Origin of the sequence: Streptomyces shaanxiensis (assembly GCF_039537145.1) — a bacterium.
Taxonomy (GTDB): domain Bacteria; phylum Actinomycetota; class Actinomycetes; order Streptomycetales; family Streptomycetaceae; genus Streptomyces; species Streptomyces shaanxiensis.
The window spans coordinates 1-14,613 of record NZ_BAAAZY010000033.1 but is presented as its reverse complement, the minus strand read 5'-3'; the positions used below and the strand labels follow the sequence as shown (position 1 = coordinate 14,613).

Sequence of the window (14,613 nt, the reverse complement as noted above, 5' to 3'; positions counted from 1 at the left end):
GGTACGTCAGTCCTCGTACGCGTCCAGCGGCGGGCAGGAGCACACGAGGTTGCGGTCACCGAAGGCCTGGTCGATCCGGCGCACCGGGGGCCAGTACTTGTCGGCCACCGACACACCGGCCGGGAACACGGCCTCCTCACGGCCGTACGCGTGCTCCCACTCCCCGCCCAGCGCGCCGGCGGTGTGCGGAGCGTTCCGCAGCGGGTTGTCGTCGGCGGGCCACTCGCCCGACCCGACCTTCTCGATCTCCGCGCGGATGGCGATCATCGCCTCGCAGAACCGGTCGAGTTCGGCCAGGTCCTCGGACTCGGTCGGCTCGATCATCAGCGTCCCGGCCACCGGGAACGACATCGTCGGCGCGTGGAAGCCGTAGTCGATGAGCCGCTTGGCCACGTCGTCGACGCTCACCCCGGTCGCCTTGGTCAGCGGCCGCAGATCGATGATGCACTCGTGCGCGACCAGCCCGCCCGGCCCGTTGTAGAGCACCGGGTAGTGCGGCTCCAGCCGCTTGGCGACGTAGTTGGCGGACAGCACCGCCACCTGCGTGGCCCGCTTGAGCCCCTCGCCACCCATGAGCCGGACGTACGCCCACGAGATCGGCAGGATCCCGGCGGAGCCCCAAGGCGCGGCCGAGATCGGCCCGACGCCCGTCTCGGGCCCGGCGGCGGGCTGCAGCGGGTGGTTCGGCAGGTACGGCGCCAGGTGCGCCCGCACGGCGACGGGCCCGACGCCCGGACCGCCGCCACCGTGCGGAATGCAGAACGTCTTGTGCAGGTTCAGGTGGGACACGTCACCGCCGAAGTGCCCGGGCTTGGCAAGCCCCACAAGGGCGTTGAGGTTCGCGCCGTCGACGTACACCTGCCCGCCCGCGTCGTGCACCTGCGCGCAGATCTCGGCGACGTGCTCCTCGAACACACCGTGCGTCGACGGGTACGTGATCATCAGCACCGACAGTTCGTCGCGGTACTGCTCGATCTTCGCCCGCAGGTCCTCGACGTCGATCTCACCGTCGTCGGCGGTCTTCACGACGACGACCTTCATGCCGGCCATGACGGCGCTGGCGGCGTTGGTGCCATGGGCCGAGGACGGAATCAGACACACGGTCCGCTGCTCGTCCCCGTTGGCCCGGTGGTACCCGCGCACGGCGAGCAGCCCGGCCAGCTCACCCTGCGACCCGGCGTTGGGCTGCAGCGACACGTTGTCGTAGCCGGTGACCTCGGCGAGACGTTCCTCCAGCTCACGGATGAGCGTCAGATAGCCCTGCGCCTGCTCGGCGGGCGCGAACGGGTGCAGCTGCCCGAACTCCGGCCAGGTGACCGGCTCCATCTCGGTGGTCGCGTTGAGCTTCATCGTGCAGGAGCCCAGCGGGATCATGCCGCGGTCCAGCGCGTAGTCGCGGTCGGCGAGCCTGCGCAGGTAGCGCAGCATCGCCGTCTCGGAGCGGTGCTGGTGGAAGACGGGGTGCGTGAGGTACTCGTCGTCGCGCAGCAGCCCACCCGGCAGCGCGTCCGCGGCCGCCGCGTCCAGCGCCTCGATGTCGCCCTCGACCCCGAACGCCGTCCATACGGAGCCCAGTTGGGCCCGCGTGGTGGTCTCGTCGCAGGCGATGGACACGTGGTCGGCGTCGACGAGACGCAGGTTGACGCCGTTCTGCCGGGCGGCGGCGACGACCTCGGCGGCCTTCGCGGGCACCCGCACGGTCAAGGTGTCGAAGTAGGCACCGTGCACCACCTCGACCCCGCTCGCCGCAAGCCCCGCGGCAAGGACGGAGGCATACCGATGGGTCCGCCGAGCGATGCCCTTCAGCCCCTCGGGCCCGTGGTAGACGGCGTACATTCCGGCCATCACGGCGAGCAGCACCTGGGCGGTACAGATGTTGCTGGTCGCCTTCTCCCGGCGGATGTGCTGCTCACGCGTCTGGAGGGCCAGTCGGTACGCCTTGTTCCCGTCGGCGTCCACGGACACACCCACGAGCCGCCCGGGCAGGCTGCGCGCGAACTTCTCGTGCACGGCCATGTAGCCGGCGTGCGGCCCACCGAAGCCCATCGGCACACCGAACCGCTGCGTCGTGCCGACCGCGATGTCCGCCCCCAACTCACCGGGGGACTTCAGCAGCGTGAGCGCGAGCAGATCGGCGGCGACGGTGACGAGGGCACCGAGCTCGTGCGCCTGCTCGATGACGGGCTTGATGTCCCGTACGACACCGGAAGCGCCCGGGTACTGGAGGAGCACGCCGTTGATGTCACGCGAGGCGACGTCGGCCGGAATCCCAGCGCTGAGATCAGCGACGACGACCTCCACACCGGTCGGCTCGGCGCGGGTCTCGATCACGGCGATGGTCTGCGGAAGGACATCCGCATCGACCAGGAACAGGCCCTTCTTGTTCTTGCCCATACGCCGGGACAGGGCCATGGCCTCGGCGGCGGCCGTGCCCTCGTCGAGCAGCGAGGCACCCGAGGTCGGCAGCCCGGTGAGTTCGGCCACCATGGTCTGGAAGTTCAGCAGGGCTTCGAGCCGCCCCTGCGAGATCTCCGGCTGGTACGGCGTGTAGGCGGTGTACCAGGCCGGGTTCTCCATGACATTCCGCAGAATGACCGGCGGAGTGAACGTCCCGTAGTACCCGAGCCCGATCATCGAGTCCAGCACCTGATTGCGATCGGCGAGCGACCGCAGCTCGGCCAGCACCTCGGCCTCGGTACGCGCACCCGGCAGATCGAGCGAGTCAGCGTTCTTGATCACATCCGGCACCGCGGCGGCGGTGAGCTCGTCGAGCGAGCCGTATCCGACCTGGGCGAGCATCTTGGCCCGAGCCTCATGATCAGGACCGATATGACGCTGCTCGAAGGGAATACCCTGCTCGAGCTCGGAGAGCGGAATGCGATGGGCGGTCATTGCGGAGGCCTCCTGGTCTGACACGACCTTCGAGGGGCACCACGGCGCGGGTACCCGGACGGCCTCCCCCTCTGTCATCTCAACCTGAGAGCTTCACCGGGTCACCCAAGGGCTCCCGGCTTTCACCGTCGGTGAGAGCGGAAGCCGTCGACACCCGCCCTGCTTTCCAGAGTGACCTCGTCCGTGCGGTACGTGTGCCTGAGAGATTCCGGGGAGGATTTGCTCCTTCGGCGCCTCCGGATGGTGTCCGGAGAGCTCTCCCGCACGGGGTCAGCAGCCGCTAGCAAGCCTACCAGCGGGGTCAACGCACGAACCTTCGAGTGGCCGCGCTCACCAATCTGCCCTTTCGTAGTGCTTACGTATGAGTTGCGACCAAGTGGAGGGCCCGTGCAGACCGACATCGATCCGCGCAATCTGATCGGCCGCAAGGCCTTCGACCGCAACGGCACCAAGATCGGCACCATCGACGAGGTCTATCTCGACGACGCGACCGGAGTACCGGAATGGGCGGCGATACGCACCGGCCTGTTCTCCCGAGACGCCTTCGTCCCCTTGGAGCCCAGCGAACTCGTGGAAGGCACCCTCCACGTCCCCTTCGAGCGCGCCCTGATCAAGGACGCCCCCGACTTCGGCGTAGGCCGCCACCTCTCCCCCGAACAGGAACTCCAGCTCTACCACCACTACGGCCTGGACGTGACCCCTCCACCCCCCATCCCGGACCGAGACTTCGGCAACCTGGCAGGCACGGAGGACACCTGACAGGCCCATCCCCCCAGCCCCGACGCCCGTCTCGGCCCACAACCACCCCACAGCCCTGCCGCTTCACCCACCTCAACCACCATCCCCGCGCAGCCGACGTCCCCCACCTCGCACAGCCCATGTAGAGCCCCGCCCATCCCACGGCACCCCACACAGCCGAAGCCCGCGGGGCCAGCAAGAGCCATGCCCACGGAGCCTTGAGCAGCCGAGCCCACAGCGCCTGCGGCCACGCAACCTGAGCATCCAGGCCCTCCGAGCCCTCCAGCCGTCCTCACACAGCCGACCCCAGCCACCCGACGCACCGCTCACCCAGCCCGCGGCACCCGAACCCACCCACTCACCTAGCCTGCGGGCAGTCGTGCCGCTGGGGCGGCACGGGTGGGCGCAGGCGGCACCCCGCAAGCGCGGGCGAGCGTCCCCACCTCCAGCGCAACCACAACCCGCGACACACATCCAGGCACAGGGCACCCACACTCGCAGTCGACCCGCACCCTCAGTGACCCACCCTCTAGCCGCCCGACACCGCAGGCGCCACCCCGGAGTCCCCTTCCTCCTCCCCCTCCCCACCACCCGCTCCCGAATCCCCGGGTCTTCGCGACACCAACGGCAACGGCTCCGCCGCCTCCAACCCCGGATCGTCAACCCGAAACGTCCGCACCCGCCCCGGCTCGGACTCAGGCGTCTCGAACCGCACGGTCACCCGCCCCAGCCCACTGCCCTGCACCCACCCATGCCCGTACTCGACGTGCCGCACGTCATGCCCCGCAGCCCACCGCCGCCCGGCAGGCACCACCTCCCGCTCCTCCGCCGGCTCATCGTGATCCCCCTCCTCCTCGAAGTGCTCGCCCCGCTCCCCCGCCGCCTGCGCGAACAGATCCTCCTGCGTGTAGTCGGCCAGCCCACTCACCCCGACCCCCAGCAGCCGCACACCCCCCGTCGTGTCCACGGCATCCAGCAACCGTGCCGCAGCCTCCCGCACCACCGCCGGATCATCCGTAGGCCCCCGCAGCGTCTCGGACCGCGTCAGCGTGGAGAAGTCGTACCGCCGCACCTTCAGCACGATCGTCCGCCCGGACAACCCCGCCCCACGCAACCGCCGCACACACCGGTCGGCCAGCCGCTGCACCTCCAGCCCCACCCGGACCCGGTCATGAATGTCCACGTCATACGTGTCCTCGACCGACACCGACTTGGCCTCCCGCTCGGCCACCACGGGCCGCTCGTCATGCGCCAGCGCCATGGCGTACAGGGCATGCCCATGAGCCTTGCCGAGCAGCCGGACGAGCTCGTCCTCCCCCGCCTCGGCGATCTCGTCCACGGTATGGATCCCGGCCCGCCGCAGATGGTCCCCCGTCGCCGGCCCCACCCCCGGCAACGTCCGCACGGACATCGGCCCGAGCATGGCCCTCTCTGTCCCCGGCTCGATCAGCACCAGCCCGTCGGGCTTCGCCTGCTCCGAGGCGATCTTCGCCAGCATCTTGGAAGCGGCCAGCCCCACCGACCCCGCAAGCCCGGTGACCGCCCGTATGTCGGCACGCAGCTTCGTCCCCACCAGCCGCGCCGACTGCTCGTCCCACGCCGCTCCCACTGTCTCCAGATCCACGAACGCCTCATCCAGGCTCAGCGGCTCCACCAGCGGCGACAGCTCCCGCAGCAGCGCCATCACCTGCTCGCTGATCTCCCGGTAGATCCCGAAGCGCGGCACGAGATACGCGGCATTCGGCGCCAGCCGACGCGCCTGCGCCGTCGGCATCGCCGAGTGCACCCCGAAAACCCGAGCCTCGTAGGACGCGGTGGCGACGACTCCCCGCGGCCCGAGCCCGCCCACGATCACGGCCTTCCCGCGCAGGCTCGGCTTGGATGCCTGCTCCACCGAGGCGTAGAAGGCATCCATGTCGAGATGCAGGATCGTGGGCGCGTTTCTCACATCTCCGATGCTGCCTCACGCCACTGACAATGCCCCGCTACGACTGCCCGAAGGCGGCCGACGAGCGGCGCCTCCCGCGCCCGCCGGCAAGCCGTCCCGTCAAACCGCCGGCCCCAACCCGCCCGGCAGATACGAGGCTCCCGAACGTCCTCGAGCGATAGCCGCCCGGATCACTCGGCCCGCTCGGATCGCTCTGTCCGCTCAGACAGCCCGATTACGCCGCCGAGCCAACTCGTCCGCCGGATTGTGCCCGACCAGCGTCTCCCCGGTGTCGATCCGCTCCCCGTGCAGCTGCGACAGGGCGCTCTCGACGTCCCGCCACACGACACCCACGGCGATCCCGAAGATCCCCTGCCCACCCTGGAGCAGCGCGTGCACCTCGTCCGGCGAGGTGCACTCGTACACCGTCGCACCGTCGCTCATCAGCGTCATGCGCTCCAGATCACGAAAGCCCCGCTCCCGCAGATGCTGCACAGCGGTACGGATGTTCTGCAGCGAAACTCCGGTGTCGAGGAATCGCTTGACGATCTTCAGGACGACGACGTCCCGGAAGCTGTACAGCCGCTGCGTCCCCGACCCGTACGCGGGCCGCACACTCGGCTCGACCAGGCCGGTGCGCGCCCAGTAGTCGAGTTGCCGGTAGGTGATACCGGCGGCCGCACACGCCGTCGGACCGCGGTAGCCGATCTGCTCGGTCTCCATGGACGCCGCCCCTCCACCGCTGCTCGGCACGGCCGTCGGTCGCTGCGGAGCGTGATCGGCCGCGCTGCCCTGAAGCGGGCCGCTGGGATGGGGGTACCCCCTGCTCGAACGAAGTTGAGTGCCCGGGGGAGGGTACGGTCCGCTCGCCCCGAGACTGCGCCCGGGGGCGCCCCCACCCGTACCGTCGCCGCTGCTTCTCACGCCGACCTCCGTCCTTGACCTGCCTTCTCGACGGTAGGCAGTCACCAGGGGTGCGTCAACGATCGCCACACTCGGCACGCCGAGTGATAATCACCCTAGGAGTGGTTTCCCGCACCCCACCGCGGGGAAAGGCTAGCCGAATGCGCTCGGCGCAAGCCCCAGGACGCTCTCACTCGCCGTTGGCAAATGCCGGCATTTGAGCCGTAACCGACTGTGGGCCGCCTTGTCACGGACCGCGAGTCCGCTGAACCGCCCACGCCGCCTCACTGACTGCTGGTGCCGAAGTCCTCGGGCGAGATCTGGTCGAGGAACTCGCGGAACTTCTCCACCTCGTCCTCCTGCTCGTCCGGGATCGCGATGCCCGCGTCGTCGAGCACTCCGTCGCTGCCGTAGATCGGCGTTCCGGTGCGCAGGGCCAGCGCTATGGCATCGGACGGACGGGCGCTCACCTCGACGCCGCTGGCGAAGACCAGCTCGGCGTAGAAGACGCCCTCACGCAGATCCGTGATGCGTACTTCGGTGAGCTCCTGGCCGACGGCCTCCAGCACGTCCTTGAACAGGTCGTGGGTCAGCGGTCGCGCCGGGGCCATGCCCTGCTGGGCGAAGGCGATCGCCGTCGCCTCCCCCGGCCCGATCCAGATGGGGAGGTAGCGGTCGCCTCCCACTTCGCGCAGGAGCACGATCGGTTGGTTGGAGGGCATTTCGACCCGGACACCTACGACATCGAGCTCGTTCACACAGCAACCCTAGGCCGTGCTCGGGACGTTTGGGTAGTCGGGCCGAGAACGGGTGGCCGATCCGGCCTTCCCCCGACACGCCAGGCTCAGGGCAGCCGCACCCCGAGAGCGGTCTGCACCAGGGCGGCGTGCAGCTTCACCGTGAGCCCCGCCAGTTCCTTCACCCGGGCCTCGGCATGTGCCCTGGTCTGGGGGTTGCGGTGGCGCCTGAGCGGTGCCACGACCTGGTCCACGAGCCCGGCCTCACGGTCGGCGGCGGCCTTCATCACCCGCAGATGCCTCGGCTCGATCCCGAACCGCCCCAGCTCGGCGACGAGCGAGGCCACAGTGACGGCCTCCGCGTCGTACGCCCCGTCCGGCAGCGGAGCGATCAACCCGTACGACTCCCACTCCTCGAGCTCCTGCTCACCGATCTCGGCGGCGGCGAGCAGCTCGGCCCGCCCGATCCGGGCAGCCGTGGGCGCCTCCACGGGCTCCAGGACCGTTTCTCCGTCACGCTGACGGCACAGGGCCGGCAGGGGTGCGGCCTCACCGCGCTCCATGGCGTCCAGGTGCTCCCGGATCACCTTGAGCGGCAGATAGTGATCCCGCTGCATCCGCAGGACGTGACCGAGCCGCTCAACGTCCTGCGCACTGAACTTGCGGTACCCCGAGGGGGTCCGCTGCGGCTCGACGAGACCCTCCGACTCCAGAAAGCGGATCTTGGAGATGGTGATGTCAGGGAACTCGTCGCGCAGGACGTTCAGGACCGTGCCGATGCTCATCAGCCGACTGTCCGTGGCGGCGATGCCGGGCCGGGCACCGCCGCTCGGTGATTTCAGCATGGACCTTCCCTGGGTCTCCCCGGATGGGCTCCGGGGGAGGGTCAGTAGCCCCGCTGGCTCGCGTAGAAGACCAGCCGGTACTTGCCGATCTGCACCTCGTCACCGTTGTTCAGAGCGACCTGGTCGATCCGCTCGCGGTTGACGTACGTGCCGTTCAGACTGCCGACATCGGCCACCGTGAACGAGCCGTCCTGGGCGCGACGGAACTCGACGTGCCGACGCGAGACCGTCACGTCGTCCAGGAAGATATCGCTCTGCGGGTGCCGCCCGGCCGTGGTCAGGTCGCCGTCCAGGAGGAAGCGGCTGCCGGAGTTCGGTCCGCGACGCACCACCAGCAACGCGGAGCCCAGCGGCAGCGCGTCGACGGCCGCCTGGGCCTCGGGAGACAGCGCCGGGATCGGCGTCTGGCCGGTCGCCTCGGCGTCGTACGCCTCGAGGCCGGAGATGGAGATCGTGGAGGTCGTCTCGGACGGGCGCTCGGGCGTCGCACCGGCCCGCAGCGGCGCGCCACAGTTGGAACAGAAGCGGCTGTTCTCCGCGTTGCGGTTACCGCACCTCGTACACACCAGGGCCGACATCGGGGAAAACCCTCCACCCGTACTTGAGGTTGACGGTTGTCCGAAACCTATGCCGCCGGACTGGCCAGGGTCAACTGACGGCGCGCCCTGACCTCCGGAAATGTCACCGCCCGGACCAGGAACCTGGTCCCTGAACAGCGGGCGCTGGCCCTCCTCGTCCCCCTGGGCGCGATGACGAGCGGTCGCGTTGTCGCTGCTCTCTCGCGCGCTCTTGCCGAACAACTTCGCAAACAACTTCACGGGCGATTCCCCTTGACCGAAACAGACCCGCCCGTGGGGCAGGACGAACCCTGACTGCACTCTCTGGCCGACCCGGACATCCTGACAACGTCCGTCTCCATCAGACAGTTTCCACCACGCACCACCCATTCGGTGCGCCGACCCCCCGCAACCTCATGCCCTCGCCGGACGTCCCCCATGCACCGCCGGTTCACTGGGAGGACGACCGAGCGTAGTCAGGCCGCTTCGCCGCTCGCAAGGCGTCCACGACGATCTTGTCCGACCGCTCGATGGTCACGGTGGCCTGCTCCTTCTCGAGGGTCTGCACCACGCCTCCAGGGATGTTGAGCGCCGGTTCCAGGTCCTGCGGCTTGCCGATGACCTTGAAACGATAGGGAGCGTTGATCTTGTTCCCGTCGACGCTCACGCTGTTGCCGGAATCCGTCAGATAGGTGCCGGCGACGACGCGTACGCCGTTCACCTGGATCGCCTCTGCGCCGGCCGCGCGCAGCTCCTGGATCGCGTCGAGCAGCATGTCCGCCTCGACCGTCCCCTTCGTGTCGTCGATGGTCATCGTGATGCCAGGTCCCTGCGCAGCCACCGTGCCCGCCAGAATGCCGAGTTGCCTCTCCTTCTCGACGGTCTGCTTGCGGGCCTCCTCGGCCTGGTTCGAGCTGTTCTCCAGCTCGTCGCGCTGCTTCTCGAGACCTTGCTTCTCGTCCTCAAGACGCTGAGTACGGTCATCCAGTTCATCGAGAATGCGAACGAGATCTTCCTGACGTGCGCCACGCAGGGCGCTGTCACCGTCGCTGTTCGACGCGACCTGGACGGCCAGGCCGAAGCCGAGGCCGAACAGCAGCAGGGCGACGATGAGTTGGGCCCGGGTGACCCTCGGCGGCCACAGGCCCTGCGCCAGCCGCTGCCGCCCGGTCAGCTCGGTCCGCTGCTCCTCGGGAGCTTGCGCGGGCTCGGGTGCGCCGGCCGGCGCCTCCTCGGGCAGTTCCTTGCGCAGCCTGTTCTCGGGCGTCTCGTCGTGGTTGCTCATCGGCCTCACGCCCGGAACACGTGCCGGCGAATCGCCGCGGCGTTCGAGAAGATCCGGATGCCGAGTACGACGACGACACCCGTGGACAGCTGGGCGCCCACGCCCAACTTGTCCCCCAGGAAAACGATCAGCGCGGCCACGACCACGTTGGACAGAAACGACACGACGAAGACCTTGTCGTCGAAGATGCCGTCGAGCATGGCCCGTAGACCCCCGAAGACGGCGTCGAGAGCCGCCACGACGGCGATCGGCAGATAAGGCTCGACGACCGCCGGAACCTCAGGCCGGACCAACAGGCCGGCCACGACTCCCACGACGAGGCCCAGTACGGCGATCACGATGTGCCCTTCTCGGATTTCTCGGTGTTCGGCTGTGCTGTACGTACGGTCACGCTCGGTGCGGCGGGCAGCCGGAGGTCGTCCTGCGCCGAAATGCTGGTCCTGATCCCGAAGTTCTCCTGCAGGGCATGCAGGTAGAGCCCGTCGGCGCTGTCCTGGAACCTGGTGCTCAGCCGCTCCCCGTCCCCCACCGCGAGCACCGTGTACGGCGGAACCAGCGGCTTGTTGTCGACCAGTATCGCGTCACCCGCGGCCCTGATCGCCGACAATGCTGTCAGCCGCTGCCCGTTGATGGAGATCGCCTCGGCGCCCGATTCCCACAGCCCGTTGACCACACGCTGCATGTCACGGTCACGCACCCGCCCGGTGTCGGAAAATCCGGACGTGCCGCGCGGATCGCCGTCACCCCCTGCGGCGGCTTCCTTGGCGTCGTTCACGACCAGCTTCACTCCGGGCCCGTGCACCTCCACAGCACCGGCCAGGATGCCCACCAGTTCCGCCTGGTCGCTGTCCCCGGTCGTCTTCAGCGCCTCGCGCTGTCGCGCGCTCACGTCGTCCCGCAGCTTGTCGACGGACTCCTCCAGCTTGTCCGCCGCCCCGGTCTCACGGTCGATGCGGTCGATCAGTTCCTCGCGCTCCTTGGCCATGACGGGCGCCGCGACCCGCGCCTGCGCCGCTCCCACGGTCACCACGAGCGCCGCGAGCACCAGACCGGCGGCGAGCCCCAGCTTCGCCCTCAGAGTCTTGGGCAGACCTCCGTCGCCCGCGGCCTTCTTCCGGGCCGCGGCCTCGGCATACCCGTCGTCGAGGCTGTGATCCATGACGTTGGTGAGCAGCGACATGGACGCGTCCGGGCGCGCGGGGGGCGTAGGTGTGCTCCGAACGGGGGGCTGCGGCATGCCGCACATCGTCGCATGTCGCGACCACTACCTCCGAATGGCCCCACCGGCGTGCCGGACAGGCCCCATTCGGGGACACCTGTCCGGCACGCGCGCGTGCTGCTTGCCTCAGCGGCCGGCGCTGTCCACGACGGCCGACCATTCGTCGAGCAGGGCCTGCGCGGACGCGTCGTCCGGCCCCTCGGCCCACAGATGGGTGACAGCCTCGGCCGGGTCGGGCAGGACCATCACCCAGCGCCCGTCGGTCTCCACGACCCGCACCCCATCAGTGGTGTCGACAAAGCGATCTCCGGCCGCCTCGACGACCCTCCTCATCACCAGCCCCTTGACGGCCCAGGGAGTCGCGAGATCCCGTTTGATGACATGCGCCCGCGGAATCCGCGCGTCGATCTGGCTGAGCGTGAGCTGCGTCCGCGCCACCAACCCGATCAACCGCACAAAGGCGGCCGTACCGTCGAAGACGCTGCTGAACTCCGGGACGATGAACCCGCCCCTGCCGTCACCGCCGAAGATCGTCGTGTCGTCGCGACCGACCCGGGTCAGATCGTCCGGTGAGGTGGTCGTCCACTCCACCTGAGTCCCGTGATACGCCGCCACCTGCTCGGCGATCCGCGTGGTGGTCACCGGCAGCGCCACCCGCCCACTGCGCCGCTCCGCGGCCACCAGGTCGAGCATGACGAGCAGAGCCCGGTCGTCCTCGACGATCCGCCCCTTCTCGTCGACCAGCGACAGCCGCTCACCGACAGGGTCGAAGCGCACCCCGAACGCCGCCCGCGCGGACGCCACGATCTCTCCCAGCCGCACCAGCCCCGACCGCCGCGCATCCGCCGACTCCGTGGGCCGCGACTCGTCGAGACCGGGGTTGATGGTCAGCGAGTCCACACCGAGCTTGCCCAGCAGGCTGGGCAGCACAAGCCCGGCACTGCCGTTGGAGGCGTCGACCACGACCTTCAGCCCCGACTCCGAGATCCCGGTCGTATCGACGTTCCGCAGCAACGACCCGGTGTACGAGTCGAAGACACTGGCCGGAAAATGCAGATCCCCGATCTCTCCCGGGAACGCTCGCCGATACTCCTGCCTCGCGAAGACCCGGTCCAACTTCCGCTGACTGGCCTGCGACAGGTCGGCCCCCTGCCCGTCGAAGAACATGATGTCGACAGAATCCGGCACTCCGGGAGTCGTCCGGATCATGATCCCGCCGGCACTACCCCGCGCGGTCTGCTGCCGCGCCACAGGCAGCGGTACGTTCTCCAGATCTCGTACGTCGATGGCACTGGCCTGCAACGCGGAGATGACCGCCCGCTTCAGCGCCCTGGCACCACGGGAGTGGTCGCGGGCCGTGGTGACGGTGGACCCCTTCTTCAGGGTCGTCGCATAGGCCCCGGCGAGACGAACGGCAAGCTCGGGTGTGATCTCCACATTCAGGATTCCGGAGACACCACGAGCACCGAAGAGATGTGCCTGGCCCCGCGACTCCCAGATCACCGAGGTGTTGACGAAGGCGCCGGCCTCGATGGTCTTGAACGGATAGACGCGCACGTTGCCCTGAACGATCGATTCCTCACCGATCAGGCACTCGTCTCCGATGACCGCGCCGTCCTCGATCCGGGCGGCACGCATGATGTCGGTGTTCTTTCCGACGACGCAACCGCGCAGATTGCTGTGCTGCCCGATGTACACGTTGTCGTGCACCACAGCCTTGTGCAGAAAGGCCCCGCTCTTCACGACGACGTTCGAGCCGACGACGGTGTGCTCCCGGATTTCCGCCCCGGCCTCGACCTTGGCGTAGTCCCCGATGTACAGGGGCCCACGGAGAACGGCATCGGCATGCACCTCGGCACCTTCTGCCACCCACACGCCCGGGGAGATCTCGAAGCCGTCGATCTCGACGTCGACCTTGCCCTCCAGGACGTCGGCCTGCGCCTTCACGTAGCTCTCGTGAGTGCCGACATCCTCCCAATATCCCTCCGCGACATACCCGTAGATCGGCTTGCCTTCCTTCATCAACTGCGGGAAGACATCGCCGGACCAGTCCACGGGAACGTCGGGCTCGACATAGTCGAACACCTCCGGCTCCATGACGTAGATGCCGGTGTTCACGGTGTCCGAGAAGACCTGCCCCCAGGTGGGCTTCTCCAGGAAGCGCTCGACCCGGCCTTCCTCGTCGACGATGGTGATGCCGAATTCCAGCGGATTGGGCACGCGTGTCAGACAGACGGTGACCAGCGCACCATTTTCCTTGTGGAAATTGATCAGCTCGGTGAGGTCGAAGTCGGTCAGGGCATCACCGGAGATGACGAGGAAAGCATCGTCCTTCAACGCCTCTTCGGCGTTCTTGACGCTTCCGGCGGTACCGAGAGGCTTCTCCTCATTGGCATAGCTGAGCTCCATTCCGAGCTCTTCGCCGTCACCGAAGTAGTTCTTGACCAGTGAGGCCAAGAACTGAACGGTCACCACGGTCTCGGTCAGCCCATGCCTCTTGAGCAGCCGCAGAACGTGCTCCATGATCGGCCGGTTGGCCACCGGCAGGAGCGGCTTGGGCATGCTTGAGGTCATGGGGCGCAGGCGTGTGCCTTCGCCCCCGGCCATCACGACGGCCTTCATGTCGGAAGCGTCCTCCTCTAAGAGACGACGGTTAGCCGACTTCACCCATCCAGATTGTCCCGCACTTTTCCGCCGCGGGCCATCGAGCCGCTACGCCCGCTTCAATCGGCGAGTTCAATCGGCCATGGCGTCCGCACGAACCAGGCGGCGGACTTGTACCACGTAGAGGACTCCTGCCCACCAGTACAGCGTTGTACCCCATCCGGCGAACGCCCATCCGAAAATAGCAGCGAGTGACGGGATCCATCCATCTCCGTCGCTGAGCAGCAACAACGGGAAGGCGTACATCAGGTTGAACGTGGCCGCCTTCCCAAGGAAGTTCACCTGCGGTGGCGGATAGCCATGGCGCCTGAGGATGCCCACCATCACCAGCAGAACCAGCTCTCGCGCCAAAAGTGCAGCGGTCAACCAGATGGGCAGAATCTCCCGCCAGGTGAGACCGACCAGAGTCGAGAGAATGTAGAGCCGATCGGCCGCAGGATCGAGTAGCCGGCCGAGACTGCTGATCTGGTTCCAACGCCGCGCGAGCTTGCCGTCCAGGTAGTCACTGACGCCGCTCAGAGCCAGCACCAGAAGCGCCCAGCCGTCGCTCTTCGGCCCGCCGAACTCGGGCCTGAGAATCAGCCACAGGAACAACGGCACACCAACGAGCCGCGCCATGCTGAGGATGTTGGGGATGGTGAGGACCCGGTCCGTCTGGACACGGGTCTCCTGGACCTCCACCCGGGGGCCTCCTGTGGGAAACGTACCTACGATGCTCCCCGACCCTACCTCAACGCAAAAAAGCTCTGGCTCCTGGGCTGTGTGCCCAAGAGCCAGAGCTCTAAAAGGAGTTCGGCGGCGTCCTACTCTCCCACAGGGTCCCCCCTGCAGTACCATCGGCGCTGT

General features: G+C 68.2%; 12 protein-coding genes and 1 riboswitch. Of the genes, 1 reads left to right on the top strand and 11 read right to left on the bottom strand.

What is annotated here, in order from left to right; genetic code table 11:
• Positions 1-6 precede the first annotated feature (6 nt).
• The gene (gene gcvP, locus ABD932_RS41590; protein WP_345021419.1) at positions 7-2,892 is read right to left on the bottom strand and encodes an aminomethyl-transferring glycine dehydrogenase; all 2,886 of its coding nucleotides are present in this window, start codon (positions 2,890-2,892) and stop codon (positions 7-9) included.
• A 176-nt stretch (positions 2,893-3,068) separates the two neighbouring features.
• A riboswitch (glycine riboswitch) is annotated at positions 3,069-3,165 on the bottom strand.
• Positions 3,166-3,279: 114 nt separating this feature from the next.
• Between gcvP and ABD932_RS41585 the strand changes: the two genes are divergently transcribed.
• Positions 3,280-3,651 (top strand): PRC-barrel domain-containing protein, encoded by a 372-nt coding sequence (locus ABD932_RS41585; RefSeq protein WP_126389920.1) that lies wholly within the window; start codon positions 3,280-3,282, stop codon positions 3,649-3,651.
• 508 nt (positions 3,652-4,159) lie between these two features.
• Here ABD932_RS41585 and ABD932_RS41580 read toward each other — a convergent pair.
• From ABD932_RS41580 to clsA, 10 genes are all read right to left on the bottom strand, one after another.
• A complete protein-coding gene (locus tag ABD932_RS41580; RefSeq protein ID WP_345021417.1) occupies positions 4,160-5,578 on the bottom strand; it encodes a DNA polymerase IV in 1,419 nt (472 codons plus the stop codon).
• A gap of 201 nt (positions 5,579-5,779) precedes the next feature.
• Complete coding sequence (locus tag ABD932_RS41575) at positions 5,780-6,481, bottom strand: MerR family transcriptional regulator (protein ID WP_345021415.1); 702 nt, start codon at positions 6,479-6,481, stop codon at positions 5,780-5,782.
• A gap of 263 nt (positions 6,482-6,744) precedes the next feature.
• On the bottom strand, positions 6,745-7,218 hold the full coding sequence (locus ABD932_RS41570) for a bifunctional nuclease family protein (protein WP_004002801.1): 474 nt from the start codon (positions 7,216-7,218) through the stop codon (positions 6,745-6,747).
• 86 nt (positions 7,219-7,304) lie between these two features.
• Positions 7,305-8,042 (bottom strand): transcriptional regulator FtsR, encoded by a 738-nt coding sequence (gene ftsR, locus ABD932_RS41565; RefSeq protein ID WP_345021413.1) that lies wholly within the window; start codon positions 8,040-8,042, stop codon positions 7,305-7,307.
• Between the two features lie 41 nt (positions 8,043-8,083).
• A complete protein-coding gene (locus ABD932_RS41560; RefSeq protein ID WP_345021411.1) occupies positions 8,084-8,989 on the bottom strand; it encodes a zinc-ribbon and FHA domain-containing protein in 906 nt (301 codons plus the stop codon).
• Between the two features lie 61 nt (positions 8,990-9,050).
• The gene (locus ABD932_RS41555; protein WP_345021409.1) at positions 9,051-9,884 is read right to left on the bottom strand and encodes a DUF881 domain-containing protein; all 834 of its coding nucleotides are present in this window, start codon (positions 9,882-9,884) and stop codon (positions 9,051-9,053) included.
• Between the two features lie 5 nt (positions 9,885-9,889).
• A complete protein-coding gene (locus ABD932_RS41550; RefSeq protein ID WP_003988855.1) occupies positions 9,890-10,222 on the bottom strand; it encodes a small basic family protein in 333 nt (110 codons plus the stop codon).
• On the bottom strand, positions 10,219-11,130 hold the full coding sequence (locus ABD932_RS41545; RefSeq protein WP_345021408.1) for a DUF881 domain-containing protein: 912 nt from the start codon (positions 11,128-11,130) through the stop codon (positions 10,219-10,221). The genes ABD932_RS41550 and ABD932_RS41545 overlap by 4 nt, the downstream gene beginning before the upstream one ends.
• A 99-nt stretch (positions 11,131-11,229) precedes the next feature.
• Positions 11,230-13,725 (bottom strand): sugar phosphate nucleotidyltransferase, encoded by a 2,496-nt coding sequence (locus tag ABD932_RS41540; protein WP_345021406.1) that lies wholly within the window; start codon positions 13,723-13,725, stop codon positions 11,230-11,232.
• Positions 13,726-13,839: 114 nt separating this feature from the next.
• A complete protein-coding gene (clsA, locus tag ABD932_RS41535; RefSeq protein WP_126389934.1) occupies positions 13,840-14,448 on the bottom strand; it encodes a cardiolipin synthase ClsA in 609 nt (202 codons plus the stop codon).
• Between the last annotated feature and the right edge of the window lie 165 nt (positions 14,449-14,613).

Bases quoted from the DNA above. Each gene is read 5' to 3' on its own strand.
- gcvP (WP_345021419.1), bottom strand. From the start codon at position 2,892: ATGACCGCCCATCGCATTCCGCTCTCCGAGCTCGAGCAGGGTATTCCC.
- ftsR (WP_345021413.1), bottom strand. From the start codon at position 8,042: ATGCTGAAATCACCGAGCGGCGGTGCCCGGCCCGGCATCGCCGCCACG.
- ABD932_RS41540 (WP_345021406.1), bottom strand. From the start codon at position 13,725: ATGAAGGCCGTCGTGATGGCCGGGGGCGAAGGCACACGCCTGCGCCCC.
- ABD932_RS41560 (WP_345021411.1), bottom strand. From the start codon at position 8,989: ATGGGTGGTGCGTGGTGGAAACTGTCTGATGGAGACGGACGTTGTCAG.
- ABD932_RS41545 (WP_345021408.1), bottom strand. From the start codon at position 11,130: ATGTGCGGCATGCCGCAGCCCCCCGTTCGGAGCACACCTACGCCCCCC.
- ABD932_RS41555 (WP_345021409.1), bottom strand. From the start codon at position 9,884: ATGAGCAACCACGACGAGACGCCCGAGAACAGGCTGCGCAAGGAACTG.